The organism is Pseudomonas sp. B111 (assembly GCF_026428275.1).
GTDB classification, from domain to species: domain Bacteria; phylum Pseudomonadota; class Gammaproteobacteria; order Pseudomonadales; family Pseudomonadaceae; genus Pseudomonas; species Pseudomonas aeruginosa.
Genome location: NZ_CP097857.1, coordinates 984,914 through 1,007,657 on the forward strand (window position 1 = coordinate 984,914; position 22,744 = coordinate 1,007,657).

General features: G+C 61.8%; 28 protein-coding genes and 1 tRNA gene. 17 read left to right on the forward strand and 12 right to left on the reverse strand.

Features of this window, described 5'->3' with window-relative positions:
• Positions 1-36 precede the first annotated feature (36 nt).
• The gene (locus M6E97_RS04550; RefSeq protein ID WP_021265108.1) at positions 37-339 is read left to right on the forward strand and encodes a putative quinol monooxygenase; all 303 of its coding nucleotides are present in this window, start codon (positions 37-39) and stop codon (positions 337-339) included.
• Positions 340-345: 6 nt separating this feature from the next.
• On the opposite strand, the gene tsaA is transcribed toward M6E97_RS04550, so the two are convergent.
• The 4 genes from tsaA to amrZ all read right to left on the reverse strand — a co-directional run bounded on the left by tsaA (position 346) and on the right by amrZ (position 2,807).
• Positions 346-1,041, reverse strand: a complete 696-nt coding sequence (tsaA, locus tag M6E97_RS04555) for a tRNA (N6-threonylcarbamoyladenosine(37)-N6)-methyltransferase TrmO (RefSeq protein WP_003091808.1) — start codon at positions 1,039-1,041, stop codon at positions 346-348.
• Between the two features lie 52 nt (positions 1,042-1,093).
• Positions 1,094-1,864: a 3-oxoacyl-ACP reductase RhlG gene (gene rhlG, locus M6E97_RS04560; protein ID WP_003138231.1), complete on the reverse strand. Its 771-nt coding sequence runs from the start codon at positions 1,862-1,864 to the stop codon at positions 1,094-1,096.
• Positions 1,865-1,961: 97 nt separating this feature from the next.
• Entirely contained in the window at positions 1,962-2,327 is a 366-nt protein-coding gene (locus M6E97_RS04565) for a DUF2784 domain-containing protein (RefSeq protein WP_003109290.1), read from the reverse strand.
• A 153-nt stretch (positions 2,328-2,480) separates the two neighbouring features.
• On the reverse strand, positions 2,481-2,807 hold the full coding sequence (gene amrZ / locus M6E97_RS04570) for a transcriptional regulator AmrZ (protein WP_003091802.1): 327 nt from the start codon (positions 2,805-2,807) through the stop codon (positions 2,481-2,483).
• A gap of 360 nt (positions 2,808-3,167) precedes the next feature.
• Between amrZ and phnC the strand changes: the two genes are divergently transcribed.
• The 13 genes from phnC to phnP all read left to right on the forward strand — a co-directional run bounded on the left by phnC (position 3,168) and on the right by phnP (position 13,793).
• On the forward strand, positions 3,168-4,004 hold the full coding sequence (gene phnC, locus M6E97_RS04575; protein WP_003109291.1) for a phosphonate ABC transporter ATP-binding protein: 837 nt from the start codon (positions 3,168-3,170) through the stop codon (positions 4,002-4,004).
• 52 nt (positions 4,005-4,056) lie between these two features.
• Complete coding sequence (gene phnD / locus M6E97_RS04580) at positions 4,057-5,061, forward strand: phosphonate ABC transporter substrate-binding protein (protein ID WP_003091795.1); 1,005 nt, start codon at positions 4,057-4,059, stop codon at positions 5,059-5,061.
• Between the two features lie 67 nt (positions 5,062-5,128).
• Positions 5,129-5,923, forward strand: coding sequence for a phosphonate ABC transporter, permease protein PhnE (phnE, locus tag M6E97_RS04585; protein WP_003091793.1), 795 nt, complete (start codon positions 5,129-5,131; stop codon positions 5,921-5,923).
• A gap of 20 nt (positions 5,924-5,943) precedes the next feature.
• Entirely contained in the window at positions 5,944-6,666 is a 723-nt protein-coding gene (gene phnF, locus M6E97_RS04590) for a phosphonate metabolism transcriptional regulator PhnF (RefSeq protein ID WP_003091792.1), read from the forward strand.
• A gap of 9 nt (positions 6,667-6,675) precedes the next feature.
• Positions 6,676-7,134, forward strand: coding sequence for a phosphonate C-P lyase system protein PhnG (gene phnG, locus M6E97_RS04595; protein WP_003138234.1), 459 nt, complete (start codon positions 6,676-6,678; stop codon positions 7,132-7,134).
• A complete protein-coding gene (gene phnH / locus M6E97_RS04600; protein ID WP_003138236.1) occupies positions 7,134-7,763 on the forward strand; it encodes a phosphonate C-P lyase system protein PhnH in 630 nt (209 codons plus the stop codon). Before phnG ends, phnH begins: the two co-directional genes overlap by 1 nt.
• Positions 7,763-8,863, forward strand: coding sequence for a carbon-phosphorus lyase complex subunit PhnI (locus tag M6E97_RS04605; RefSeq protein ID WP_003091786.1), 1,101 nt, complete (start codon positions 7,763-7,765; stop codon positions 8,861-8,863). The genes phnH and M6E97_RS04605 overlap by 1 nt, the downstream gene beginning before the upstream one ends.
• Positions 8,860-9,744, forward strand: a complete 885-nt coding sequence (locus M6E97_RS04610) for an alpha-D-ribose 1-methylphosphonate 5-phosphate C-P-lyase PhnJ (protein ID WP_003091784.1) — start codon at positions 8,860-8,862, stop codon at positions 9,742-9,744. Before M6E97_RS04605 ends, M6E97_RS04610 begins: the two co-directional genes overlap by 4 nt.
• Positions 9,741-10,556: a phosphonate C-P lyase system protein PhnK gene (gene phnK / locus M6E97_RS04615; protein WP_003091781.1), complete on the forward strand. Its 816-nt coding sequence runs from the start codon at positions 9,741-9,743 to the stop codon at positions 10,554-10,556. Before M6E97_RS04610 ends, phnK begins: the two co-directional genes overlap by 4 nt.
• A 49-nt stretch (positions 10,557-10,605) precedes the next feature.
• Complete coding sequence (gene phnL / locus M6E97_RS04620) at positions 10,606-11,322, forward strand: phosphonate C-P lyase system protein PhnL (RefSeq protein WP_003091778.1); 717 nt, start codon at positions 10,606-10,608, stop codon at positions 11,320-11,322.
• The gene (locus tag M6E97_RS04625) at positions 11,312-12,475 is read left to right on the forward strand and encodes an alpha-D-ribose 1-methylphosphonate 5-triphosphate diphosphatase (protein ID WP_003091776.1); all 1,164 of its coding nucleotides are present in this window, start codon (positions 11,312-11,314) and stop codon (positions 12,473-12,475) included. The genes phnL and M6E97_RS04625 overlap by 11 nt, the downstream gene beginning before the upstream one ends.
• Complete coding sequence (phnN, locus tag M6E97_RS04630) at positions 12,475-13,032, forward strand: phosphonate metabolism protein/1,5-bisphosphokinase (PRPP-forming) PhnN (RefSeq protein ID WP_003109293.1); 558 nt, start codon at positions 12,475-12,477, stop codon at positions 13,030-13,032. The genes M6E97_RS04625 and phnN overlap by 1 nt, the downstream gene beginning before the upstream one ends.
• Positions 13,023-13,793 (forward strand): phosphonate metabolism protein PhnP, encoded by a 771-nt coding sequence (gene phnP, locus M6E97_RS04635; RefSeq protein WP_033938287.1) that lies wholly within the window; start codon positions 13,023-13,025, stop codon positions 13,791-13,793. The genes phnN and phnP overlap by 10 nt, the downstream gene beginning before the upstream one ends.
• A gap of 38 nt (positions 13,794-13,831) precedes the next feature.
• Here phnP and M6E97_RS04640 read toward each other — a convergent pair whose 3' ends face one another.
• The 4 genes from M6E97_RS04640 to M6E97_RS04655 form a co-directional block, all read right to left on the reverse strand.
• The gene (locus M6E97_RS04640) at positions 13,832-14,017 is read right to left on the reverse strand and encodes a PA3371 family protein (protein WP_003091768.1); all 186 of its coding nucleotides are present in this window, start codon (positions 14,015-14,017) and stop codon (positions 13,832-13,834) included.
• 51 nt (positions 14,018-14,068) lie between these two features.
• Positions 14,069-14,215, reverse strand: coding sequence for a hypothetical protein (locus M6E97_RS04645; RefSeq protein WP_003091766.1), 147 nt, complete (start codon positions 14,213-14,215; stop codon positions 14,069-14,071).
• A gap of 88 nt (positions 14,216-14,303) precedes the next feature.
• Positions 14,304-14,582: a hypothetical protein gene (locus M6E97_RS04650; protein ID WP_003109295.1), complete on the reverse strand. Its 279-nt coding sequence runs from the start codon at positions 14,580-14,582 to the stop codon at positions 14,304-14,306.
• A gap of 192 nt (positions 14,583-14,774) precedes the next feature.
• On the reverse strand, positions 14,775-15,293 hold the full coding sequence (locus M6E97_RS04655) for a GNAT family N-acetyltransferase (protein WP_003091762.1): 519 nt from the start codon (positions 15,291-15,293) through the stop codon (positions 14,775-14,777).
• Between the two features lie 119 nt (positions 15,294-15,412).
• Here M6E97_RS04655 and M6E97_RS04660 point away from each other — a divergent pair.
• The 3 genes from M6E97_RS04660 (at position 15,413) to M6E97_RS04675 (ending at position 18,844) form a co-directional block, all read left to right on the forward strand.
• A tRNA-Arg gene (locus tag M6E97_RS04660) sits at positions 15,413-15,489 on the forward strand.
• Positions 15,490-16,773: 1,284 nt separating this feature from the next.
• On the forward strand, positions 16,774-18,579 hold the full coding sequence (locus M6E97_RS31105; RefSeq protein WP_323809308.1) for an RHS repeat-associated core domain-containing protein: 1,806 nt from the start codon (positions 16,774-16,776) through the stop codon (positions 18,577-18,579).
• 28 nt (positions 18,580-18,607) lie between these two features.
• On the forward strand, positions 18,608-18,844 hold the full coding sequence (locus M6E97_RS04675) for a DUF7336 domain-containing protein (RefSeq protein WP_071534362.1): 237 nt from the start codon (positions 18,608-18,610) through the stop codon (positions 18,842-18,844).
• Between the two features lie 533 nt (positions 18,845-19,377).
• On the opposite strand, the gene cdiI (M6E97_RS04680) is transcribed toward M6E97_RS04675, so the two are convergent.
• From cdiI (M6E97_RS04680) to M6E97_RS04695, 4 genes are all read right to left on the reverse strand, one after another.
• The gene (gene cdiI, locus M6E97_RS04680) at positions 19,378-19,740 is read right to left on the reverse strand and encodes a ribonuclease toxin immunity protein CdiI (RefSeq protein ID WP_003160373.1); all 363 of its coding nucleotides are present in this window, start codon (positions 19,738-19,740) and stop codon (positions 19,378-19,380) included.
• 461 nt (positions 19,741-20,201) lie between these two features.
• Complete coding sequence (locus tag M6E97_RS04685) at positions 20,202-20,753, reverse strand: DUF6990 domain-containing protein (protein ID WP_071534440.1); 552 nt, start codon at positions 20,751-20,753, stop codon at positions 20,202-20,204.
• 419 nt (positions 20,754-21,172) lie between these two features.
• Positions 21,173-21,535, reverse strand: coding sequence for a ribonuclease toxin immunity protein CdiI (cdiI, locus tag M6E97_RS04690; RefSeq protein WP_031690644.1), 363 nt, complete (start codon positions 21,533-21,535; stop codon positions 21,173-21,175).
• A gap of 549 nt (positions 21,536-22,084) precedes the next feature.
• Positions 22,085-22,441 carry a hypothetical protein gene (locus tag M6E97_RS04695; RefSeq protein ID WP_169311288.1) on the reverse strand — a complete coding sequence of 119 codons (357 nt, stop codon included), beginning with the start codon at positions 22,439-22,441 and terminating at the stop codon, positions 22,085-22,087.
• Positions 22,442-22,744: the final 303 nt, after the last annotated feature.

Genomic DNA, 22,744 nt, shown 5'->3' on the forward strand with positions numbered 1-22,744 from the left:
AATAATTTTTTAAATCTAAAACAAAAGGAAGTTTCCGTGTACTGCATCTTTATCAAGACCCGCCTCAGGCCCGGCTGCGCCGAAGCTTTCATCGATGCCATCCGGGTCAACGCCGCCGCTTCCGTGTCCACCGAGCCCGGCTGCCTAGTGTTCGACGTTTCCCGCGACCGACAGGACCCTGACCTGGTCTATCTCTACGAGATCTATCGCGATGACGCGGCCTACGAGGCGCACACCCGCACCGCGCATTTCCGCGACAGCCGGCCGTTGGTCGAGCCGCTGATCCTCGAACAGGAAGTCTTCGAAAGCGACGCGCTGGCGCTCAATCCGCTGCGCTGAGAAGGCTCAGTCGCCGCGGGCGACGTCCAGCACGCGGATCAGGTCCGGGCGCGGGTAGTGCCAATGCACGTCGAGGTCCCACAGGCGCACCCCGTAGCGGCGCCCGGGCTCCGGCTTCTGGTAGGCCGGACGCGGGTCCTGGGCCAGGCATTGCTCGATCAGCTCGGCCACCGGCTGCCGCAACCGCTGGCCGTGCTCATGGGCCTGGCGCCGCGCCTGCTCGCTCCACTCCACCGCGATGCCCGGCGGCGGCGCGTCGGCGATGCCGTTGCGGGCGTCGGCCACGGCGTCGGCGTAGGGTACGTAGGGCTTGATATCGAGTACCGGGGTGCCGTCGAGCAGGTCGATCCCGGACAGCCACAGGCGCCCCGCTTCGAAGCCCTCCAGGCGCACCACCGACTGGCCGATGCCGTTCGGCCGATGGGTGGCGCGGGTGGCGAAGACTCCCAGCGAGCGGTTGCCGCCCAGGCGCGGCGGGCGCACCTTCAGCCGCGGCTTGTCTTCCAGGGCCTGGTGGAAGAGGAACAGCAGCCAGACATGGCTGACCTGCTCCAGGCCTTCCAGCGCTTCCGCCTGGTCGAACGGCGGCAGCAGTTCCAGGGTCCCCCGCGCCGCCGGCGCGAGCAGCGGCTGGCGCGGGATGGCGAACTTCTCCATGAAGCAGGAGCGGATGTAGCCGATGGGAGAAACGCTGTGGGTCATGGCGGGACGAGGCGAGCGGTCGGGGGCGTCATGTTACCCGGATTGGCGGCGCTCAGAGATGAAAACCGCCGTCGATGGGGATCACGTTGCCGGTCATGTAGGCGCCGGCGGTGCCGGCCAGGCTGATCGCCAGCGCCGCCATCTCCTCCGGGCGACCCCAGCGGCCCATGGGAATCGACGCGCTGTCCGCCTCCAGTGCCTGCGGGTCATTGGCGATGTGACGGGTCATGCGGCTCGGGAAGCGTCCGGGAGCGATCACGTTGACATTGATGTGCTCGCCGACCAGTTCCTTCGCCAGCATCCGCGACAGTTGATGCAGCGCGGCCTTGCTCGGCCCGTAGGCATAGGCTTGTTCGCCCATGGCGCTGATGCCCGCCACCGAGCCGATGTTGATCACTCGCGCCGGATTTTCCGCGCTGGCCGAGCGGCGCAGCAGCGGCAGCAGTTGCTGGATGCAGGAAAACACCGAGGTGACATTGAGCTGCATGACCTTTTCCCAGCCGGACACCGGATAGCTTTCCAGCGCTGCGCCCCAACTGGTGCCGGCGTTGTTCACCAGGATATCCAGCCGCGCGCTGAGTTCGCCGAGCGCCTGCGCCAGGCGCCGGGCACCGGCTTCGCTGGAAAGGTCGGCAGGGATCGCCTGGCAATCGCCGTAGGCCGAGAGGTGTGTGGCGGTGTCGGCGCAGGCCTCTGCGTCACGTGCGCAGATGAAGACGCGGGCGCCGGCTTCGAGAAGACCCTGGGCGATCATCTGGCCGATGCCGCGGCTGCCGCCGGTGACCAGGGCGACGCGACCGGCGAGGCTGAAATAGGGATGCATGGGAAACACTCCGGGCTGGGCAGGGGTGACCAGCCTACGATTCGCCTCGCTGCCGGCGCAGCACTATCCAGGTACGGAATGACGTGGCATCCGTGGCTCAGCGGCTACCGCGGCGATGCCACAGATACAGGTAGGCGATCAGGTTGACCAGCAGAACGATGGCGCCAAGGATCCATTGCACCGTCGGGGTCAGGCCGGCGGGATAGATCAGCGGCAACAGGTAGTGCTCGACGAAGCCGCCGCTGTAGCCGGCGTCCCCGGCGGCCCGGCGCAGACGATTCTCCAGCGGGGTCAGCGGACAGGGCAGGCCGAGGAACTCAACGGCGCAGCCCCAGGCCACCGCCGGCAGGTGCAGCCAGGCCAGGCGTGGCCAACGCAACGGCAGCAGGCCGCCGAACAGGACGAACAGGATGAAGCCCAGGTGCAGCCAGACCAGGGCATCGGCGGCCAGGCGATAGCTCATTCGGCTCTCCCTCGTGGCGTTGGAGGGATAACGCCACCGCGACAGGGGCCGGCGGATAACCGCCTTGCGGTTACTCGCCCATGGTTGGGCCATCCATAAAGAAAAAGCCGGCGAATGCCGGCCATTTCAAGCGCTACGCGTGGGCTTCGGCGCTCAGGCCTGGGCCAGCTCCGCATCGTGTGCGATCAGGGCGACCAGCGCGTTCTGCTGACGGTGGGTCAGCTGGCGGAAACGCTGCAGCAGCTCGCGCTCGTGCAGGCTGAGTTCCGGGCTGTCCAGGCGAACACCGAGATTGTCTTGCAGCGCCCCTTCCTGGAGCAGGCTCTGCTCGAGTCGGGCGATGATCTCGGAGTTCATGCTGCGGTGATGGCTGCGAGCGACTTCTGCGATCTGCTCACGCATGCCCTCGGGCAGACGAACGACGAATTTGTCAGCGGTACGGCTGGAGTAGGTAGGAGTTGCCTGTTTCAGTGGGCGCATACATTGAACCTGTAGAGTCAGGGAAAAGCGGTGCCGAGGAAGCGTTCATTGTTCTCGGGCCTATGACCACGATTTCCGCCAGCCGTTCAGTCTGTTATTTCGGAAACAACAATTAGTTGACGTCAATTGTGCGTTGCGTGACGGCGTTTTGCCAGTACCAGCTATCTGAAATGCGAGCGATTCAACAAAAGCCTAGTTTTTTACTGGGGTTAGATGATGGCCTTCTGACCATCGGTCGTTCAATGGATTGTCACTCGACTGTCATCGTCACTTCACCGGTCTGACACAGTCTCCTCCTATCTTGGTCTACACCAGATGGCGCCGCTGGCGTCTTCGTGCAACCGATTGGAGGGGAGAACGATGAGCGCGGTGATCCGTGTCGACAGCCTGAACAAGACCTTTGCCCGCAAGCAGGCGCTTTTCAACCTGAAGCTGGAAATCCAGGCGGGCGAGATGGTGGCGTTGATCGGTGCATCCGGCTCCGGCAAATCCACGCTCCTGCGTCACGTCGCCGGGCTCGCCCGCTGCGACCGCGACAACGGCGGCAGCATCGACGTGCTGGGTCGCCGCCTGCAGGCGTCCGGTCGCCTGAGCGGCGAAGTGCGCCGCCTGCGCGCTGACATCGGCTACATCTTCCAGCAGTTCAACCTGGTCAACCGCCTCAGCGTGCTGGACAACGTCCTGCTCGGCTTCCTCGGTCGCATGCCGCGCTGGCGCGGTTCGCTGGGGCTGTTCAGCGCCGAGCAGAAGCGCCAGGCCCTGGAAGCGCTGGCGCGGGTCGGCCTGGCCGATCTCGCCGGGCAGCGCGCCTCGACCCTCTCCGGCGGCCAGCAGCAGCGCGTAGCCATCGCCCGCGCCCTGACCCAGAAGGCCGAGGTGATTCTCGCCGACGAACCGATCGCCTCGCTCGACCCGGAGTCGGCGCGCAAGGTGATGGACATCCTCGCCGACATCAACCGCCACGACGGCAAGACCGTGGTGGTGACCCTGCATCAGGTCGACTACGCGTTGCGCTATTGCCCGCGCGCGGTGGCCCTGAAGGGCGGCCGGATCCTCTTCGACGGCAGCAGCGAGCACCTTTCCGAAGGCTTCCTCAACGAACTCTACGGCGCCGAAGGGGACACCCCGTTGCTGTTTTCCGACCGTGCCCGGCGCGGGGCGGAGAGCCAGCCGGAACTGACCCTCGCGCGCGCCTGACGTCATTCGAACCGCATAAAAACCCGCCAAACCCTGCCCAGGAGTTCTCTCCATGTTGAAACGCTTCAGTCGTGTGCTCGCGGCTTCCGCCCTGCTCGCCGGCTCCCTTGCCGGGATGGCGCACGCCGACCAGCCGGTGATCAATTTCGGGATCATCTCCACCGAGTCGTCGCAGAACCTCAAGAGCATCTGGGAGCCCTTCCTCAAGGACATGAGCCAGCAGACCGGCTACCAGGTGAAGGCCTTCTTCGCCCCCGACTACGCCGGGATCATCCAGGGCATGCGTTTCGACAAGGTCGACATCGCCTGGTACGGCAACAAGGCCGCCATGGAAGCGGTGGATCGCGCCCACGGCGAGATCTTCGCCCAGACCGTCGCCGCCAGCGGCGCGCCGGGCTACTGGAGCCTGCTGATCGCCAACAAGGACAGCAAGATCGACAGCGTCGAGGACATGCTGGCGAACGCCAAGAGCCTGACCTTCGGCAACGGCGATCCGAACTCCACCTCCGGTTACCTGGTGCCCGGCTACTACGTGTTCGCCAAGAACAACGTCGATCCGGTCAAGGCCTTCAAGCGCACCCTCAACTCCAGCCATGAGGTCAACGCCCTGGCGGTGGCCAACAAGCAGGTCGACGTCGCCACCTTCAATACCGAGGGCATGGAGCGCCTGGAATTGACCCAGCCGGAGAAGGCCAGGCAGCTCAAGGTGATCTGGAAGTCGCCGCTGATCCCGGGCGACCCGCTGGTGTGGCGCAACAACCTGAGCGACGAGCAGAAGAACAAGCTGCGCGACTTCTTCTTCAAGTACGGCGCCAACGCCGAGCAGAAGAAGGTCCTCGCCGACCTGCAATGGTCGAAGTTCCAGCCCTCCGACGACGACCAGTTGCTGCCGATCCGCCAGCTCGAGCTGTTCAAGCAGCGCACCGACGTGGCGAACAACGCCAACCTCGGCGCCGAGGAGAAGGCCGCCAAGCTGAAGGCCCTCGACGAGGAGCTGGCCAAGCTGGAGAAACGCATGGCCGAGCGCGAGCAGAAGACCGCCGCCAACGCCGGCTGATCCACCCCGGGCGCGGCCGGCGCCGCGCCCCACCCGATTCGCCAATACCGCTGTCGAGATTCCCGATATGAGCACTCTGAGCACCACCGCCGCGGCGGCCGCCACCGGCAAGCCATCCTGGGGACGCCTGGTCGGCTGGGGCCTGTTCCTCGCCATCCTCGCCTGGTCCTGGAAGGGCGCGGAAATGAACCCGGCCGTGCTGTTCCGCGACGCCGGCAACATGGCGACCTTCGCCGCCGACTTCTTCCCGCCGGACTTCGGCAACTGGAAGCTCTACCTCAGCGAGATGCTGGTCACCGTGCAGATCGCCCTCTGGGGCACGGTGCTGGCCATCGTCTGCGCCATCCCGCTGTCGATCCTGGCCTCCGAGAACATCGTGCCCTGGTGGGTCTACCAGCCGGTGCGGCGGGTGATGGATGCCTGCCGTTCGATCAACGAGATGGTCTTCGCCATGCTCTTCGTGGTCGCTGTCGGCCTGGGCCCGTTCGCCGGCGTGCTGGCGCTGTTCATCAGCACCACCGGGGTGCTCGCCAAGCTCTTCGCCGAGGCGGTCGAGGCGATCGACCCCGGTCCGGTCGAAGGCGTCCGCGCCACCGGTGCCAGCGCCCTGCAGGAGGTCATCTTCGGGGTCATCCCGCAGGTCCTGCCGCTGTGGATCTCCTATTCGCTGTACCGCTTCGAGTCCAACGTGCGTTCCGCCACCGTGGTCGGGATGGTCGGCGCCGGCGGCATCGGCGTGATCCTCTGGGAGGCCATCCGCGGCTTCCAGTTCGGCCAGACCTGCGCCGTGCTGATCGTCATCATCGTGGTGGTGAGCCTGATCGACGTTCTGTCACAACGCCTGCGCAAGCTGTTCATCTGACGACGCGAGGAGGGCGCCTGGTGCGCCCTTTCCAAACCATGCACTTGTCTAGACAAAGCGAACCGCTGTACCGCGAACTGGCCGAACGGCTGCGCCAGGAACTGCTGGCCTACCGCCCCGGCGACTACCTGCCCGGCGAGATCCAGCTGGCCCAGCGCTTCGCGGTGAACCGCCATACCCTGCGCCGGGCGCTCGACGAACTGGTGCTCGAAGGCCGCGTGCTGCGGCGCCAGGGCAAGGGCACCCAGGTCCTGGAGGCGCCGACGATCTACCCGATGGGCGCCGCCAACGCCTACACCGAGTCGCTCTCGGCCCAGGGCCACCGGGTCGAGGCCCGGCTGCTGGAGGCGCGCCAGCGTCCGGCCGGCGCCGCCGAGGCCACCCACCTGGGGATCGGCGAGGGCGGGCGGGTGCTGGAACTGACCACCCTGCGTTACCTCGACGGCCAGCCGGTGAGCCTGATCCGCCATTGCTACGCCGTTTCCCGCAGCGAGCTGCTCGCCGACTACCAGGGCGGTTCGCTGCGTCGCTACCTGGCCGACAAAGGCCTGCCGCTGACCCGCACCTACAGCCTGATCGGTGCGCGCCTGCCCAACCGCGAGGAGGCGGCGCGCCTGCTGATGCCCCGCCATGCGCCGTTGCTCACCGTCCTCACCCTGTCCCGCGACCGTACCGGCCAACCGGTGGAACTGGCCCAGTCGATCAGCCGCGCCGATCGCTTCCAGTACCAGGTCGCCCCCTAGGAGAAGCCCATGACCGCCTTGCATTCCGATCCCACCATCGCCGCACGACAGCGCTGGATGGGCGTGCTCGCCCGCGCCCGTCGCGAGGAGCTGGACGCCCATGCGGACGCCCTGCGCGATGCCGACTATCACCTGCTGCGCGCCGCCGAGACCGGCATGACCCTGGTGCGCGGACGCATGGGCGGCACCGGCAGCCCGTTCAACTTCGGCGAGATGACCGTGACCCGCTGCGTGGTGCGGCTCGCTGACGGACGCACCGGCTACAGCTATGTCGCCGGGCGCGACAAGCGCCACGCCGAACTGGCCGCCCTGGCCGACGCGCACCTGCAGGGCGCCGATGCGGCGGCCTGGCAGGCGCGCCTGATCGAACCGCTGGCCCGTACCCAGGCCGAGCGCCGTGCCGCCCAGGAGGCGGAAATCGCCACTACCAAGGTGGAGTTCTTCACCCTGGTCCGAGGAGAAGATTGATGACCAGCGCTTCGCTTCCCAGCCCGGCGGATACCGCCGCGCTATTGCAACCGGCGTTCCAGGACCCGGTCCTGGACGCCCAGCGGAGTTTCCGCGCGGCGCTCAAGGCCCTCGCCGAACCGGGGCTGGTACGCAACCTCGACCGCGCACCGGCGCTGGCCGCGTTGCAACCGGCCAGCTACGCGCTGTGCCTGAGCTTCCTCGACTCCGACACCCCGCTGTGGCTGGCGCCGGGTCTCGACAGCCCGACGTTGCGCGCCAACCTGGCCTTCCATTGCGGCTGCCCGATCGTCGCCGAGCGCGAGCAGGCGCTGTTCGCCTTGCTCGACGAAGGCGAGCTGGACGACCTGAGCGGCTTCGACAGCGGCAGCGACCGTTATCCGGACCAGTCCTGCACCCTGCTGATCCAGCTCGCCGGCCTCGATGGTGGCGACTCGCTGGAGTGGCGCGGACCGGGTATCGCCGAGGTGCGCCAGGTGGCGTTGCCGGTGAGCGCCGGGTTCTGGGCGCAGCGCGCCGCACGCACCGAATTCCCCAGGGGCCTGGATGCCTTCTTCGCCGCCGGCGAGCGCATCCTCGGCCTGCCACGCAGTACCCGGGTCAGCGAACCCGTCGAGGAGGTGGCCTGATGTACGTAGCCGTCAAGGGTGGCGAGAAGGCCATCGACAACGCCCATCGCCTGCTGGCGCGCAAGCGCCGCGGCGATACCGCGCTGCCGGAGCTGTCGGTGGAGCAGATCCGCCAGCAGATGCCGCTGGCCGTGTCGCGGGTGATGACCGAGGGTTCGCTGTACGACGAGCAACTGGCGGCACTGGCGATCAAGCAGGCGGCCGGCGACCTGATGGAAGCGATCTTCCTTCTCCGCGCCTACCGCACCACGCTGCCGCGCTTCGCCGCCAGCCTGCCGCTGGATACCGCCGGGATGCGCCTGCAACGACGGATCTCGGCGACCTACAAGGACCTGCCGGGCGGGCAACTGCTCGGTCCGACCTTCGACTATACCCATCGCCTGCTCGACTTCAGCCTGCTCGCCGAGGGCGACTACCCCGGCCCCGAAGTGGAGCGGGGCGCGTCCCTGGAGCCTTGTCCGCGCGTGCTCGGCCTGCTCGACCGGGAAGGCCTGATGACGCCGGAGTACGAACTGCCCGGCGCGGTGCCGGATATCACCCGCGAGCCGCTCGACTTCCCCACCGGCCGCGCCCAGCGCCTGCAGGCCCTGGCCCGCGGCGACGAGGGCTTCCTTCTCGCCCTGGGCTATTCGACCCAGCGCGGCTACGGCCGCAACCATCCGTTTGCCGGGGAGATCCGCATCGGCGCCTGCGAGGTCTGGCTGGAGCCCGAGGAACTCGGCTTCGCGGTGCCGGTGGGCGAGATCGAGGTCACCGAGTGCGAGATGGTCAACCAGTTCGTCGGTTCCCGCGAGGAACTGCCGCAATTCACCCGTGGCTACGGCCTGGCCTTCGGCTACGCCGAGCGCAAGGCGATGGGCATGGCCCTGGTCGACCGCGCCCTGCGCGCCGAGGAATACGGCGAGGAGGTGGTGTCGCCGGCGCAGCAGGAAGAGTTCGTCCTGATGCACTGCGACAACGTCGAGGCCGGTGGCTTCGTCTCGCACCTGAAGCTGCCGCACTACGTCGATTTCCAGTCCGAGCTGGAGCTGATTCGCAAGCTGCGTCGTCCCGGCGTCGCCGAATCCGCGCAACCCACTGTCCAGGAGAAGCGCGCATGAGCCTTTCCCCGCAAGCCAGCGCCGCGCCGGAGCAGGGCTACAACTTCGCCTACCTCGACGAGCAGACCAAGCGCATGATCCGCCGCGGCCTGCTCAAGGCGGTGGCGATCCCCGGCTACCAGGTGCCCTTCGGCGGCCGCGAGATGCCGCTGCCCTACGGCTGGGGCACCGGCGGCATGCAGGTGACCGCGGCCATCCTCGGTGCCGACGACGTGCTCAAGGTGATCGACCAGGGCGCCGACGACACCACCAACGCGGTATCCATCCGGCGTTTCTTCGCCCGCACCGCCGGGGTCGCCACCACCGAACGGACCCCGGAGGCGACGGTGATCCAGACCCGCCACCGGATACCGGAAACCGCCCTGAGCGGCGAGCAGATCATGGTCTACCAGGTGCCGATCCCCGAGCCGCTGCGCTTCATCGAGCCTTCCGAGGCGGAGACCCGGACCATGCATGCGCTCAACGACTACGGGGTGATGCACGTGAAGCTCTACGAGGACATCGCCACCTTCGGCCATATCGCCACCAGCTATGCCTACCCGGTGACGGTGGACGAGCGCTACGTGATGGATCCCTCGCCGATTCCCAAGTTCGACAACCCCAAGCTGGACATGAACCCGGCGCTGATGCTGTTCGGCGCCGGTCGCGAGAAGCGCCTGTACGCGGTGCCGCCGTTCACCCGGGTGGCGAGCCTGGACTTCGAGGACCACCCCTTCGAGGTCCAGCGCTGGGAGGAAAGCTGCGCCTTCTGCGGCAGCCACGAGTCCTACCTGGACGAACTGATCGTCGACGACCGTGGCGGCAAGCGCTTCGTCTGTTCCGACACCGATTACTGCACGCAGCGGCGTGCCCGCCAGGAAGAAGGGGAGGACGCGCAATGAACGCGGTCTGCGAATCCATCGATGCGAGCCTCGACGCACGCGACCGGCCGCTGCTCTCGGTGCGCGGCCTGACCCGCCTGTACGGGCCGGAAAAGGGCTGCCAGGAGGTCGACTTCGATCTCTACCCCGGCGAAGTGCTGGGCATCGTCGGCGAGTCCGGCTCGGGCAAGTCGACCCTGCTCTCGCTGCTCTCCGGGCGCTGCCCGCCGGACGCCGGCACGGTCGCCTACCGCGACGACGGCGACCGCTGGCTGGACCTCTACGCCGCCAGCGAAGCCGAGCGGCGCACCCTGCTGCGCACCGAGTGGGGCTTCGTCGAGCAGAACCCGCGCGACGGCCTGCGCATGGGCGTGTCCGCCGGCGCCAACATCGGCGAACGGCTGATGGCCCAGGGCGTGCGCCACTACGGTCGGCTGCGCCAGGCCGGGTTGGACTGGCTGGAACAGGTGGAGATCGATCCGCTGCGCATCGACGACCTGCCGCGAACCTTTTCCGGCGGCATGCAGCAGCGCCTGCAGATCGCCCGCAACCTGGTCTCGGCGCCACGCCTGGTGTTCATGGACGAACCCACCGGCGGCCTCGACGTGTCGGTGCAGGCGCGCCTGCTCGACCTGCTGCGCGGCCTGGTGCGCGAGCTGGACCTGGCGGTGGTGATCGTCACCCACGACCTGGCGGTGGCGCGCCTGCTCGCCGACCGCCTGATGGTCATGCGCCGTTCGCGGGTGGTGGAAGCCGGTCTCACCGACCAGATTCTCGACGACCCGCAGCATCCGTACACGCAATTGCTGGTGTCGTCGGTCCTGCAACCCTGAGCCGAAGCGTCGGCGCCGGTCCGCGCGACGGGCGCCCGGAGAAGTAGCGATGAACAACCTGATCGAGGTCCGCGACCTCAGCAAGACCTTCACCCTGCACCAGCAACAGGGCGTAGTGCTCAATGTGCTGCGCGGGCTCAACTTCAATGTCGCCGGCGGCGAATGCCTGGTGCTCCACGGTCGCTCCGGCGCCGGCAAGAGCACCCTGCTGCGCACGCTCTACGGCAACTACCTGCCGGCCGGCGGCAGCATCCGCCTGCGCCACGCCGGCGACTGGCTGGAACTGGTCGGCGCCGAGCCTCGCGAGGTGCTCGCCGTGCGCCGCCAGACCCTCGGCTACGTCAGCCAGTTCCTGCGGGTGATCCCGCGGGTGGCGACCCTCGACGTGGTCATGGAGCCGGCCCTGGCCCGTGGCTGGAGCCGCGACAGCGCCGAACTGCGGGCGCGCAGCCTGCTGGCCCGGCTGAACATCCCGGAACGCCTCTGGCAACTGGCGCCGGGTACCTTTTCCGGCGGCGAGCAGCAACGCGTCAACATTGCCCGCGGCTTCATGGTCGAGTGGCCGATCCTGCTGCTCGACGAGCCGACCGCGTCCCTCGACGAAGCCAACCGCCAGGTAGTGCTGGAACTGATCGGCGAAGCCAAGGGCGCCGGCGCCGCTTTGATCGGCATCTTCCACGACCGCGCCGCCCGCGAGGCGGTGGCCAGCCGCTACCTGGACATGAGCCAGGAGCTTTCCCGCCAGGAGCAAGCCCATGTCGTCTGAACGCGTTCTCAGCAATGCCCGGGTAGTCAGCGCCGAGCGGGTCTTCGTCGGCAGCGTGCTGCTGCGCGACGGCCTGATCGCCGCGGTCGACGAAGGCCGCAGTCACCTGGCCGGGGCCGAGGACCTGGGGGGCGACTACCTGCTGCCCGGCCTGGTCGAGCTGCACACCGACAACCTGGAGAAGCACATGACCCCGCGTCCCGGCGTCGACTGGCCGTCGGCCTCGGCGGTGCTGGCGCACGACGCGCAGATCGTCGCCGCGGGGATCACCACGGTGTTCGACGCGCTGTCCATCGGCGACGTCAACCCCAAGGGCAAGCGCATGCAGCAGTTGCCGAAGATGCTCGAGGCCATCGGCGAGGCCGCCGCCAGCGGCGACGCGCGCGCCGACCATCGCCTGCACCTGCGTTGTGAGGTCAGCCATCCGCAGACGCTGGAGGTGTTCCGCGAACTGGTCGAGCATCCGCTGGTGCAACTGGTCTCGGTGATGGACCACGCCCCCGGCCAGCGCCAGTTCGCCAGGCTGGAGAAGTACCGCGAGTACTACCAGGGCAAGTACCACCTGAGCGATGCCGAGATGGACGCCTTCATCGTCGAGCAGGTAGCCAACTCCGAGCGCTACAGCGACGCCGCCCGTGCGGCCATCGTCGATGTCTGCCAGGGACGCGGCCTGTCGGTGGCCAGCCATGACGACGCGACCCTCGCGCATGTCCGCGAGTCGGCCGGCTACGGCATGGCCATCGCCGAGTTCCCGACCACCGTGGAGGCCGCCAGGGCCAGCCACGAGCACGGCCTGCAGGTGCTGATGGGCGCGCCCAACGTGGTCCGCGGCGGTTCCCACTCGGGCAACGTGGCGGCGGCGCAACTGGCGGGAATCGGCGTGCTGGATATCCTTTCCAGCGACTACTATCCGGCCAGCCTGCTGCATGCGGCCTTGCTGCTCGCCGGCGAGCACAGCGAGTATGATGCGATCCGTTACGACCTGCCGCGCGCGGTGGCGATGGTCAGCCGTACCCCGGCGCTGGCCGCCGGGCTGACCGATCGTGGCGAAATCCGCGTCGGCCTGCGCGCCGATCTGCTGCAGGCGCGGGCGCTCGGCAACAACCAGCCGGTGGTGCGTCAAGTCTGGCGCGGCGGGCAGAGAGTGTTCTGATGACAGGCAGACTGATTTATCTGATGGGGCCTTCCGGCTCGGGCAAGGACAGCCTGTTGCAGGCCGCGCGCGAGCCTCTGGCGCTGCGCGGCTGCCGTATCGTGCGGCGGGTGATCACGCGCTCCGCGGAAGCGGTGGGGGAGGACGCCCAGGCGGTGACCCCGGCGCAGTTCGACACCCTCGAGCGGGCCTCGGCATTCGCCATGAGCTGGCGCGCCAACGGCCTTTGCTATGGCATTCCGGTGCAGATCGACGAGTGGCTGGCGCAGGGCTACGACGTGCTGGTGAACGGCTCGCGCGGCTACCTGGCGCAGGCCCGCCGGCGCTATCCGGATCTGCTCGCGGTCCTGCTCGGGGTGAAACCCGAGGTGCTGCGCCAGCGCCTGCTGGCGCGCGGCCGGGAAAGCCCCGAGGAAATCGAGGCGCGCCTGGCGCGCAACGCCGAGTTCGCCGCCGGCCTGGAGGGCCCGCTGTTCCAACTGGACAACTCCGGTGACCTCGACGACACGCTACGCAGCCTCCTGGCCCGTCTCGGCAGCGACCGCGCATGCGCCTGACCCTGCTCGGCACCGGCGATGCCCGCCAGGTGCCGGTCTACGGTTGCGATTGCCCGGCCTGTCGCAACGCCCGCGCCGACGCCGGCCTGCGTCGCCGTCCCTGTAGCGCGCTGCTGGAGTGCGCCGGCCAGCGCTGGCTGATCGACAGCGGCCTGGTCGATCTCTGCGAGCGCTTCCCGCCCCATAGCCTCGACGGCATCCTCCAGACCCATTACCACGCCGACCACGCCCAGGGCCTGCTGCACCTGCGCTGGGGTCAGGGCCTGGTGATCCCGGTGCATGGCCCGGCCGACCCGGAGGGCCTCGCCGACCTCTACAAGCATCCGGGCATCCTCGATTTCAGCCAGCCCTTCGGCGCCTTCGAGCGGCGCCAGTGGGGCGCGTTGGCGGCGACCGCGCTACCGCTGGTCCACTCGAAGCCGACCTTCGGCTACTTGCTGGAGGGGGCTTCCGAGGAGGGAACGATACGGCGTCTGGCCTACCTCACCGATACCGTCGGGCTGCCGGCGGACAGCGCCTCGCGATTGCTCGCGGCGCCGCTGGACCTGCTGGTGCTGGACTGCTCGATGCCGCCGCAGGAGCGGCCGCCGCGCAACCACAACGACCTGACGCGGGCACTGGAGTGCATCGAATCGCTGCGTCCCCGGCGGGCCGTGTTGACTCACGTCGGGCATGCGCTGGACGCCTGGCTGCTGGACCACCCCGCTGCGTTGCCCGAGGGGGTGGAACTGGCACACGACGGCATGTGCCCGCCGCTGTGAGCGACGCTGTAGCGCCCGGCAAGGCGTTGTGGGCGAAATCAGTCCAGGCTGGGATCGAAGCGGATTCGCCGACCTACCACCAGGGCAAACAGCAGCCAGGCGCCGGATATGCCCAGCAGTCCCCAGGCGCACCAGGCGAGGAGGGTGGCATCGGGCGGCAGGCTCAGCGCCAGGATCGCGCTGGCGATCACCACGAACAGAAGAATGACGGCGGATCGTGACATGGTTTCACTCCCGGAGCCCTCTCCGTCGGGCTCGCTGTTCCTTGTGCCGGTTCAGTGGCGCCGAGGTTCCGTGGCGCCCTTGTCGCTCAGCGGAAGCTTCGCTGGATATTCGTCTCCTCCGCGCTCTATCAGCCAGAGCAGCCCGTAGACGCCGACCGAAAGGGCCAGGGCGGTCAGCGGCAAAGCCAGGATCCACATGTTCTTTCTCCCTTCCGCCCGCCAGCATCCCGGGGACCTGTGCGGCGGTGTAGCGTCGTTGGATGCCGGTCTCCCGGCGCTTGCTTCGTCAGAATGTCCAGGCCTGTTCGTCGGCCGCGGTCACCAGCGCCGTGCCGCGCTCGTCCTCGCCTACGGTGACGATGCGCGGGGATTCTTCGGGCGCCTGGATCACCAGTCGCTGCGCAGCGGGTGCCCACTGCGGTGTTGCGTTGCTGTCCAGCACTACCGGCTTTTCGCCGTTGCGTTCCTGCGTCCTGTCCTCGTCGCCCAGTGCGCTGTTCTGGAAGACTACGAGAGCCAGCAGGGAAAGAAGTCCGGTGCCGACCAGGTTGCGTGAGCTGCTCATGTTCACCTCCATTTCGTAGCTTTGCCAGGCAGATGGCCAAGGTTTGATCCTGAGGGTCTTGTAGCAGCGGTTGTGCCAACTTTTTTCTATAAAAAATCCTTTTAAATCAATGAATTATATATGTGTCCGAGACTCTCTCGCATGCACTTTGCACGGATGGGCATTTTGCCGGTTGCAAAATGCATGATGATGTCAGCCCAGATGCAGCGCCAGGCTTACGCCGTGGCTGGTGAACCCTAGCGCGGCATAGAAGCGCTGCGCGGTTTCCCGGTCCTGGTGACTGGAAAGCGCCAGTTTGTAGCAGCCCCAACTGCGCGCGCGCTCCACGGCCCGGCCGATCAGTTCGCGGCCTACGCCCTGGCCGCGGGCGTGGCGGTCGACCACCATGTCTTCGAGAATTGCCGAGCGGGCGAAATCGTGCGCCAGGTGTTCGATCAGATGCAGGGTGCAGGTGCCGAGCAGGCGCTCGCCGCGCTCGGCCACCAGGGTGACCCGGTCGCCGCGCGGTCGTTGCAGTTGGATGGCCAGCAACGCCGGGTCCGGGCGCGGATCGGCGCTACCGAGTTGCTGTAGCAGCAACGACAGGCGCGGCGCGTCGTGCTCGCTGGCGATCCGCACATCGAAGCTGGCGAAGGGGGAGTCCGGTATCCGCGGCTGGCGCGGGGCGTCCGGCAGGTCCTGTGCGGCGGGAATGGCGACGGTCTGGTTCATGCTGCACCTCCAGGGTTGCGGAAAATTATGCGCAGCCTTGGTGGCAGTGGCATGACAAACGCTTTCTCTGCCGTTAACATGCCGCCCGGACGCGGCGCACCGCTCGCCATGTCCGGCGTGTCCCGGTAGCTCAATTGGATAGAGCATCCCCCTCCTAAGGGGAAGGTTGGAGGTTCGACCCCTCTCCGGGACGCCAAATATATCGGGCACTTACCGCAAATCGCTTCTCCCGGGCCAGTTCTTTGTCGGGGCATGGTGGGTGCAGTAAGCCTAAAGGAAAGCCCCGTCCTGAATCGCTCAGACGGGGCTTTTCCATGCCGGCCAGCTCAAATGTCTGTCGTCACGCCAGCAGGACAACCGGGTGGCCTGCGCCGCTCCCGGTAAGCTCGATCCTCGCTTTCCCTTCTCATCGCGACCTTCGCGCGTGTTCTTAATCCTCCGAATACCCTACCAAGCGCATCGCTGGATGCAGCTTCGAGATCTTTCACCTTCATCGAGAGCACGTCCTCATTGTGGTTTTCCGGGCAGTTCTAGCCTAGTGCCATTACGTCGAGGTTTGGGCTCGATGTGATGGTGTGCCTAAGGGCGGTGCCGGCAGATCGCATCCAGGCGGATGAGGTGCTGGAGATAGGCGGAATTTTCCGCCGATCAGGAGGGGCCAGAAACTTTCCGGACTCTGGCCGGAGGGGGAGTGCGGAATCATTGCAGATCCTGGCTAAGCCATGCCGGAAAATTTTCCGGTATATGGCGGGAAAGTCTCCGGCACATGCGACGGGCACGCTTTTGTACCCGTATCGGGAGGGATTCCTCGGCGGTGGGTCCGACAAGGTAGGTTTTTCTCACTTTCCCCCATTAGTAGTGGTCGTGATCTGCGGTGCCTGACTGTCTCCTCAAAATTGTGGGCACGGTCGCGCGACCCTCTCCTGAAAATTCAGGAATTTCGTCCCCAGCTCAAAAGAACGTTTTGCGTCCTTTAGCCAGTGCGAGATACCGGGAGTTTTCCTGCATTGCAGGAGATCCGAACTGGCGATTTTCCGGTTTGGCCGGGGTGTCGTTTCATCGTCCTTGGGCATAGCGGGACGGCATCCTCATTGGCCGTCCTCCATTGGAGTTTTTGCCCCCCGACGGTGGCCGCAAGGCAGGCCGACTGCGCCACCTCGTCCGAGGTCGGTAGATTCCTGGCTTAATCACCTTGGCCGCGCGCTTGCTCCCGTCTGGATCACGGACAGAAATTTGCGTAACGCCGTCGGTTCTTAAGACTGGCTCACGGAATACAGTGAACATCTATACGAAACTCGACTGCCGGATATGATCGGCACTGGATTTGGGGCGAATAGTAAGCCGGGTAGATGATCGAGGGGGCTTCATTGCGAACCGGAAGTGGCAGGAAACGAAGCTTTTTGTGGCCCAGGAGAAAGGATAAATGAGGACTAAGGCAAGTCTATTAGCTCAGGGGAGGCTACGTTCTGTAACGCGTTTAATGTTCACGTTGTTCTTCGCCCAGAGCGCTAATGCTGAACTTTATCAATGGAAAATTAGCATACCAGGGGAACCTACAGCCTTCTTTCCATCCTATGCGGCGGCGTGCCAGTACTACTTCGATAATACATCAAAAAACTGGCTAAAAACAATTGAGAAAATGAATCCCAAGTGGGTTCAATGCAATGTTTCGGGTACTGGCGGGATTACTTGGCAGACCTCGGGAGCTACCTTGATCGGCAACAGCTGCCCACTAGGGGCTGAGCTTAATAACGAGACAGGAAGCTGCGATTGTCGCCCCGGTTACGAAATGGATGACGCTGGCTGTAAGCTTCCAGATAAAAATGGCCCCGACAAGGGGGCTCCGCCGCCGGAGGGTTGCGCAGGAAACCCGGTCAACATCACCAATGGCAACAAATATCAGGTCGAGCATGACTTAATAACCCCGATTCCGCTTGCCCGACACTACAATGGCCTGGACGGATTATGGCGTCATTCGTTCTCTCCGCGCATAACACGCAAGGATGATAGCTACCTACTTTACCGCGAAGACGGAAAGGTTTCGGAGTTCACTGGGGCCGGGAGAGATCTAACTTCCCTCACGGATCTGGGAAGGCTTAGCCGACTAGCAGGAAGATTTTTCTATACCTCGGAGCTCAACGAAACTATAGAGTTTGACCCGTATGGAAAACTCGCCAGGCTCAAGACCAAGGAGGGTCGCAAGTATCGTGTAGAGCGAGGCGCTAATCTTGTGATTAGCGACGAGCATGGCAACAAACTCGTTCTCTCGGAGGGAGCCAACCATCAACTCCTTCGCGCTCAGACAGGGGGTATATCCATTGAGTACACATACGACAAGGAACAGCGACTCACTTCGGTAACACGAACAGATGGGCAATACAGCACGAAAACACAGTACCTCTATGACGACCCGAGGAACATAAAACTACTTACAGGCATCCAGGATAACAATAATCGCCGGTTCGCCACCTGGGCCTACGACAACCAAGGCCGCGCCATCTCCAGCGAACACGCCAACGGCGCCGAAAAGGTCTCCCTCGCCTACAACGATGACGGCTCCACCACCGTCACCAACGAATACGGCAAGCAGGCCACCTACCGCTTCCAGGTGATCCAGGGCATCAAGCGCATCGTCGCCATCGAAGGCGAACCCTCTCCCAACTGCCCCAGCAGCAATTCCACCTTCACCTACGACGAACGCGGACTGCTCAGGAGCGGGCTGCACTACAACTACTTCCGCGACTATGATCCGGAGACTGGGCGGTATGTGGAGAGTGATCCGATTGGGTTGGTAGGAGGGTTAAATACATATGGATATGTAGAGGGAAATCCACTCGGACTTTCAGATCCACTAGGACTGGCTCCAGGGGATCTGTTTGCAACAGAGGCTGCGGCACGAGCAGATGCTCTTGCTTATCAGGAGTCTGTGAACAGTAGCATTGATAGATGGCTATGGGGGAATATGGTCTATGGCTTCCGTGTGTTTAAAACCTCCGATTGCCTTTGGACCTACGAAGTACAGACCCCAGTCTTGGGAATTGCGCCTCCACTTGGCCCCAAAGGTCCTTGGAAGGTCAACAAGCCAGGAGTTTCAGGAAAGGCAGGAGCTAAAGACGTTCCAAGCTGGGCAAAAGGGGATAGGCCATATCAAGGCGAATCAGGGAAAGACTTTGCCAAACGCATCATGGATCAAAAATATGGCAAAGGTAACTGGAAAGACGGACCAGGCTCTGAATACAACCAGATCAAAAAGTGGGGTGACAGATCGTTCATAGACCCCAAGTAATCAAACTCCTAAAAAAATGGAGGCACTGATGGATAACGTATTCATACTCCACCATACATACGGAGACTCTGAAAGTGAAAGCTATAAGCTTCTAGGAGTATTCAGCACAGAGGATAGGGCAAACTCAGAAATCCCCAAATACCTAAAGCTCCCAGGGTTCAAAGAGTTCCCTGACGGATTTACTGTAACCAAGTACTCCCTTGATGAACCACATTGGTTAAGCGGTTTCGAAGGAGCAGAGTCTAGCGTTATAGAAGATAAGTAATAGAATAGATCCAGGAAGCCTTGGTCGATCTGTTGAAATACAGTTCTCGCTGAATCTGAGCCTTGCCGCATAACCCAGATGAGTTTTTCCGATGACGGGTACGACCAGCATGCCTGCAAGCTGGTCGGCTCGGCTCAGTCAAACCTCGATATAGAACTGGGGGAGCTGCGGCGCCGGCCCATGGGAAAAGGGGACAGATTTATTTTCCCTACTCTAGTTTTGGCTAGTGCTTATATTTCTCATTTCCACTGTATACCACTGCCGATCTTACCCACACTGAACCACGTAAAGCGGATAGTTCAGTAAAACCACTCGCCTCTGCCTAGGCCTCGCGGAGCCTCCTTACGGCGTCTGCACTGGAGCCTCCCTGCTCAGAAATCAGGGTAGGAAAAATACATCTGCCCCTTTATTCGCTCAACCCGCATCTTGCCACCGGCCATCAAGTTAACACGTGACTGAACACGTCCAGGAACTTGAATAGAGGCTTTTGACGATTCAATCTGTTCATGGCTACGGAGTATATCGGTCAGGGATCAGAAAGACAGCTTATCTAAAAGCTCTTTTACTTTCTCAGTATCTTCAGGATGGCGCTGAAGATACTTTTCACAAGCGAGCCGAATGAACTTAGAACAAACAGCCTCGCTCACAACAATGGTGTCTTCATCCTTCGGGGGATAGCCATAAGAAAACTCAACCCCCTCGAAGTGCTCCTCATCAAACGGACTATTTTCATCAGGGAAGTTACAGTACGCCCCATCCGTACTGAACCCCCATCTCTTCACGATATAGCCAACCGCCTCAATGAAGTAGCCATCATCATACATCCTGTCAAAATACCCTTTAACGACCCAATAAGGGTCTGACTCGCTGTATGGCTGACCAAACAATTCTTTCACAAGCACCTCCTTTACTTCGGGTGGAAACTTGTTACCGCTCCTGTGAACTTATCTAAATACACCCTAAAAGTGACACCCCCGGCAACAGAGTCATATTGACTCAGCCCTTTAGATAGCGCGCCCTTATAGCCGCCAGCTGCGGCCTGCTGCCCTAGATCAAGGATTCCCTGATCAGTAAATATTTTCGGATCATAAACAGTTTTCGGGAAATTTTGTCTTTAAATTCAACAATATTCCCTGCCCGATCATAAAGGAAAAAGGGGACAGATTTATTTTTACTACTATAATTTTCAGCAACCGCCCACGCCAAACCACTCAAAGCGAATAACTCGCTAAACCAATCGCCCTTACCTAGGGCATCGCGGAGCCTCCTTACGGTGTCTGCACTGGAGCCTCTCTGCTCAGAGAATTAGAGTAGGGAAAATAAATCTGTCCCCTTTATTCGCTTTGGGTAATTAGCGTCAACGCACATTTCGCGCAATCAAGAGAGCGCGCTCTATCATGTCTTGGGTGATATACGGAACAAACCCTAATCTGTCACCCTGCTCGAAGCTGAATTGATAATTTGCAAGACAGCTAACGTCTCCAGCTATCGCCAAAGCTGCCAAGTGCCGCAACGGCATAGCACCCTTCGAATTTGTTGGCAAAGCTCTATAAGCTGCCAAGCCTTTTTCTATATCTTGAGCAGAAGCCCAAGATATAGCACTTTGAGAAAGTCTAACGACATCATCCAGTGAGAAATCGACTATTTTCTCCGGCACGTCATTACTCACAATAATCGGCACATAATTACTGGCCTCACCCAAAACGAATGCAACTGCCGCCGTAAAATTCTTCGTAGAAACAGATGGCATTAATGAAACCCTAAAATGATCAGAGCGCTTCCCTATAGTTGGAATAATCTGAACCTGGACTTCACCAATGTCCATTAGGCAAAAATAATCCCCAGCCTCATCTTTGTCGCATCTCCAGCCAAGCCCTTCTAGAGCTGACAATATCTCTATTTCTTTCACTACTTAGCACCTGGAAAATTCATGACCTCAACCGGAATTCCATTGGGATAGCCTTCTTGAGGAAAGGGACAGAAAAGGGGACAGATTTATTTTTCCTACTCTAATTTTGACTAGTGTTTATATTTCTCATTCCCACTGCATACCACTGCCGATCTTACCACACTGAACCACGTGAAGCGGATAGTTCAGTAAAACCACTCGCCTCTGCCTAGGCATCGCGGAGCCTCCTTACGACGTCTGCACTGGAGCCTCCCTGCTCAGAAATCAGGGTAGGGAAAATACATCTGCCCATTTATTCGCTCAACCCGCATCTTGCCACCGGCCATCAAGTTAACACGTGACTGAACACGTCCAGGAACTTGAATAGAGGCTTTTGACGATTCAATCTGTTCATGGCTACGGAGTATATCGGTCAGGGATCAGAAAGACAGCTTATCTAAAAGCTCTTTTACTTTCTCAGTATCTTCAGGATGGCGCTGAAGATAATTTTCACAAGCGAGCCGAATGAACTTAGAACAAACAGCCTCGCTCACAACAATGGTGTCTTCATCCTTCGGGGGATAGCCATAAGAAAACTCAACCCCCTCGAAGTGCTCCTCATCAAACGGACTATTTCCATCAGGGAAGTTACAGTACGCCCCATCCGTACTGAACCCCCATCTCTTCACGATATAGCCAACCGCCTCAATGAAGTAGCCATCATCATACATCCTGTCAAAATACCCTTTAACGACCCAATAAGGGTCTGACTCGCTGTATGGCTGACCAAACAATTCTTTCACAAGCACCTCCTTTACTTCGGGTGGAAACTTGTCACCGCTCCTGTGAACTTATCTAAATACACCCTAAAAGTGACACCCCCGGCAACAGAGTCATATTTACTCAGCCCTTTAGATAGCGCGCCCTTATAGCCGCCAGCTGCGGCCTGCTGCCCTAGATCAAGGATTCCCTGATCAGTAAATATTTTCGGATCATAAACAGTTTTCGGGAAATTTTGTCTTTAAATTCAACAATATTCCCTGCCCGATCATAAAGGAAAAAGGGGACAGATTTATTTTTACTACTATAATTTTCAGCAACCGCCCACGCCAAACCACTCAAAGCGAATAACTCGCTAAACCGATCGCCCTTACCTAGGGCATCGCGGAGCCTCCTTACGGTGTCTGCACTGGAGCCTCTCTGCTCAGAGAATTAGAGTAGGGAAAATAAATCTGTCCCCTTTATGGTCTGAATATCGGCGCGGATATCTACGTTTATTGCGCCGAGAGTCTGCGCATTCTTCCCGCCGAACAGCTCAACGGTGGGCTTCCCGCCTGTTGCTTTTGCCCCATCTAAATCTCTAACTTAGATAAAGCCACGTCATCTGAAACTCTAACCACGCCATCAATTATGGACAAGTTATCCTCTAACTCCAAAACGCTAAAACCACAATCTCCAAAATCGAAATACACGCCGACACAACCATCTTCCACATCCGAAAAAAGATACTTGTAAACAGCAAGCAGGTCCTTACCAAAATATCTATCCAATTCATTCGAACTCTGGATCGGGTACGCAAAGTCATCGGAAATCTCATCCAGCCCCAACAGCTTTGGTTCAGAGCCAAAAGACAAAATCCTTAACACACCTTCCCCAATATCTAATGAAACCCATCCCGATCTTGAAAACCTAAGAAACAGAACCAACATTTTACAAACCAAAGACCCCGACATAAAGAACGACCGAAATCTAAACTCAAAAATCTTCTCACCAATGATCATAAGGCCAAACCCCGCGACTAAAATTTTGAGGATTTCACTGAAATCAAAGTGTCGAATTCATATTTGCCGCCGGGCAACACTCGTAGGTTAACACTGCTATTAGTTTTAGAGCTGTAAACATGAACAAGGTCATAACTCCCTCGGACAGCCGACTTAGGAATTATGTCACTAACAGCGGTAGCGTTCTCCAATGTTTCTTTAACTGCTAGCTTGGCCTGCTCAACACCAGCG

Coding starts and splice junctions, on each gene's coding strand:
- phnG (WP_003138234.1), top strand. CDS start 6,676: ATGACCGCCTTGCATTCCGATCCCACCATCGCCGCACGACAGCGCTGG.
- M6E97_RS04645 (WP_003091766.1), bottom strand. CDS start 14,215: ATGTGGATCCTGGCTTTGCCGCTGACCGCCCTGGCCCTTTCGGTCGGC.
- phnE (WP_003091793.1), top strand. CDS start 5,129: ATGAGCACTCTGAGCACCACCGCCGCGGCGGCCGCCACCGGCAAGCCA.
- amrZ (WP_003091802.1), bottom strand. CDS start 2,807: ATGCGCCCACTGAAACAGGCAACTCCTACCTACTCCAGCCGTACCGCT.
- M6E97_RS31105 (WP_323809308.1), top strand. CDS start 16,774: ATGTTCACGTTGTTCTTCGCCCAGAGCGCTAATGCTGAACTTTATCAA.
- M6E97_RS04650 (WP_003109295.1), bottom strand. CDS start 14,582: ATGAGCAGCTCACGCAACCTGGTCGGCACCGGACTTCTTTCCCTGCTG.
- M6E97_RS04655 (WP_003091762.1), bottom strand. CDS start 15,293: ATGAACCAGACCGTCGCCATTCCCGCCGCACAGGACCTGCCGGACGCC.
- phnC (WP_003109291.1), top strand. CDS start 3,168: ATGAGCGCGGTGATCCGTGTCGACAGCCTGAACAAGACCTTTGCCCGC.
- M6E97_RS04565 (WP_003109290.1), bottom strand. CDS start 2,327: ATGAGCTATCGCCTGGCCGCCGATGCCCTGGTCTGGCTGCACCTGGGC.
- M6E97_RS04675 (WP_071534362.1), top strand. CDS start 18,608: ATGGATAACGTATTCATACTCCACCATACATACGGAGACTCTGAAAGT.
- phnK (WP_003091781.1), top strand. CDS start 9,741: ATGAACGCGGTCTGCGAATCCATCGATGCGAGCCTCGACGCACGCGAC.
- M6E97_RS04610 (WP_003091784.1), top strand. CDS start 8,860: ATGAGCCTTTCCCCGCAAGCCAGCGCCGCGCCGGAGCAGGGCTACAAC.
- M6E97_RS04695 (WP_169311288.1), bottom strand. CDS start 22,441: ATGTTGGTTCTGTTTCTTAGGTTTTCAAGATCGGGATGGGTTTCATTA.
- phnN (WP_003109293.1), top strand. CDS start 12,475: ATGACAGGCAGACTGATTTATCTGATGGGGCCTTCCGGCTCGGGCAAG.
- phnH (WP_003138236.1), top strand. CDS start 7,134: ATGACCAGCGCTTCGCTTCCCAGCCCGGCGGATACCGCCGCGCTATTG.
- phnL (WP_003091778.1), top strand. CDS start 10,606: ATGAACAACCTGATCGAGGTCCGCGACCTCAGCAAGACCTTCACCCTG.
- tsaA (WP_003091808.1), bottom strand. CDS start 1,041: ATGACCCACAGCGTTTCTCCCATCGGCTACATCCGCTCCTGCTTCATG.
- M6E97_RS04625 (WP_003091776.1), top strand. CDS start 11,312: ATGTCGTCTGAACGCGTTCTCAGCAATGCCCGGGTAGTCAGCGCCGAG.
- M6E97_RS04640 (WP_003091768.1), bottom strand. CDS start 14,017: ATGTCACGATCCGCCGTCATTCTTCTGTTCGTGGTGATCGCCAGCGCG.
- phnP (WP_033938287.1), top strand. CDS start 13,023: ATGCGCCTGACCCTGCTCGGCACCGGCGATGCCCGCCAGGTGCCGGTC.
- phnD (WP_003091795.1), top strand. CDS start 4,057: ATGTTGAAACGCTTCAGTCGTGTGCTCGCGGCTTCCGCCCTGCTCGCC.
- rhlG (WP_003138231.1), bottom strand. CDS start 1,864: ATGCATCCCTATTTCAGCCTCGCCGGTCGCGTCGCCCTGGTCACCGGC.
- M6E97_RS04605 (WP_003091786.1), top strand. CDS start 7,763: ATGTACGTAGCCGTCAAGGGTGGCGAGAAGGCCATCGACAACGCCCAT.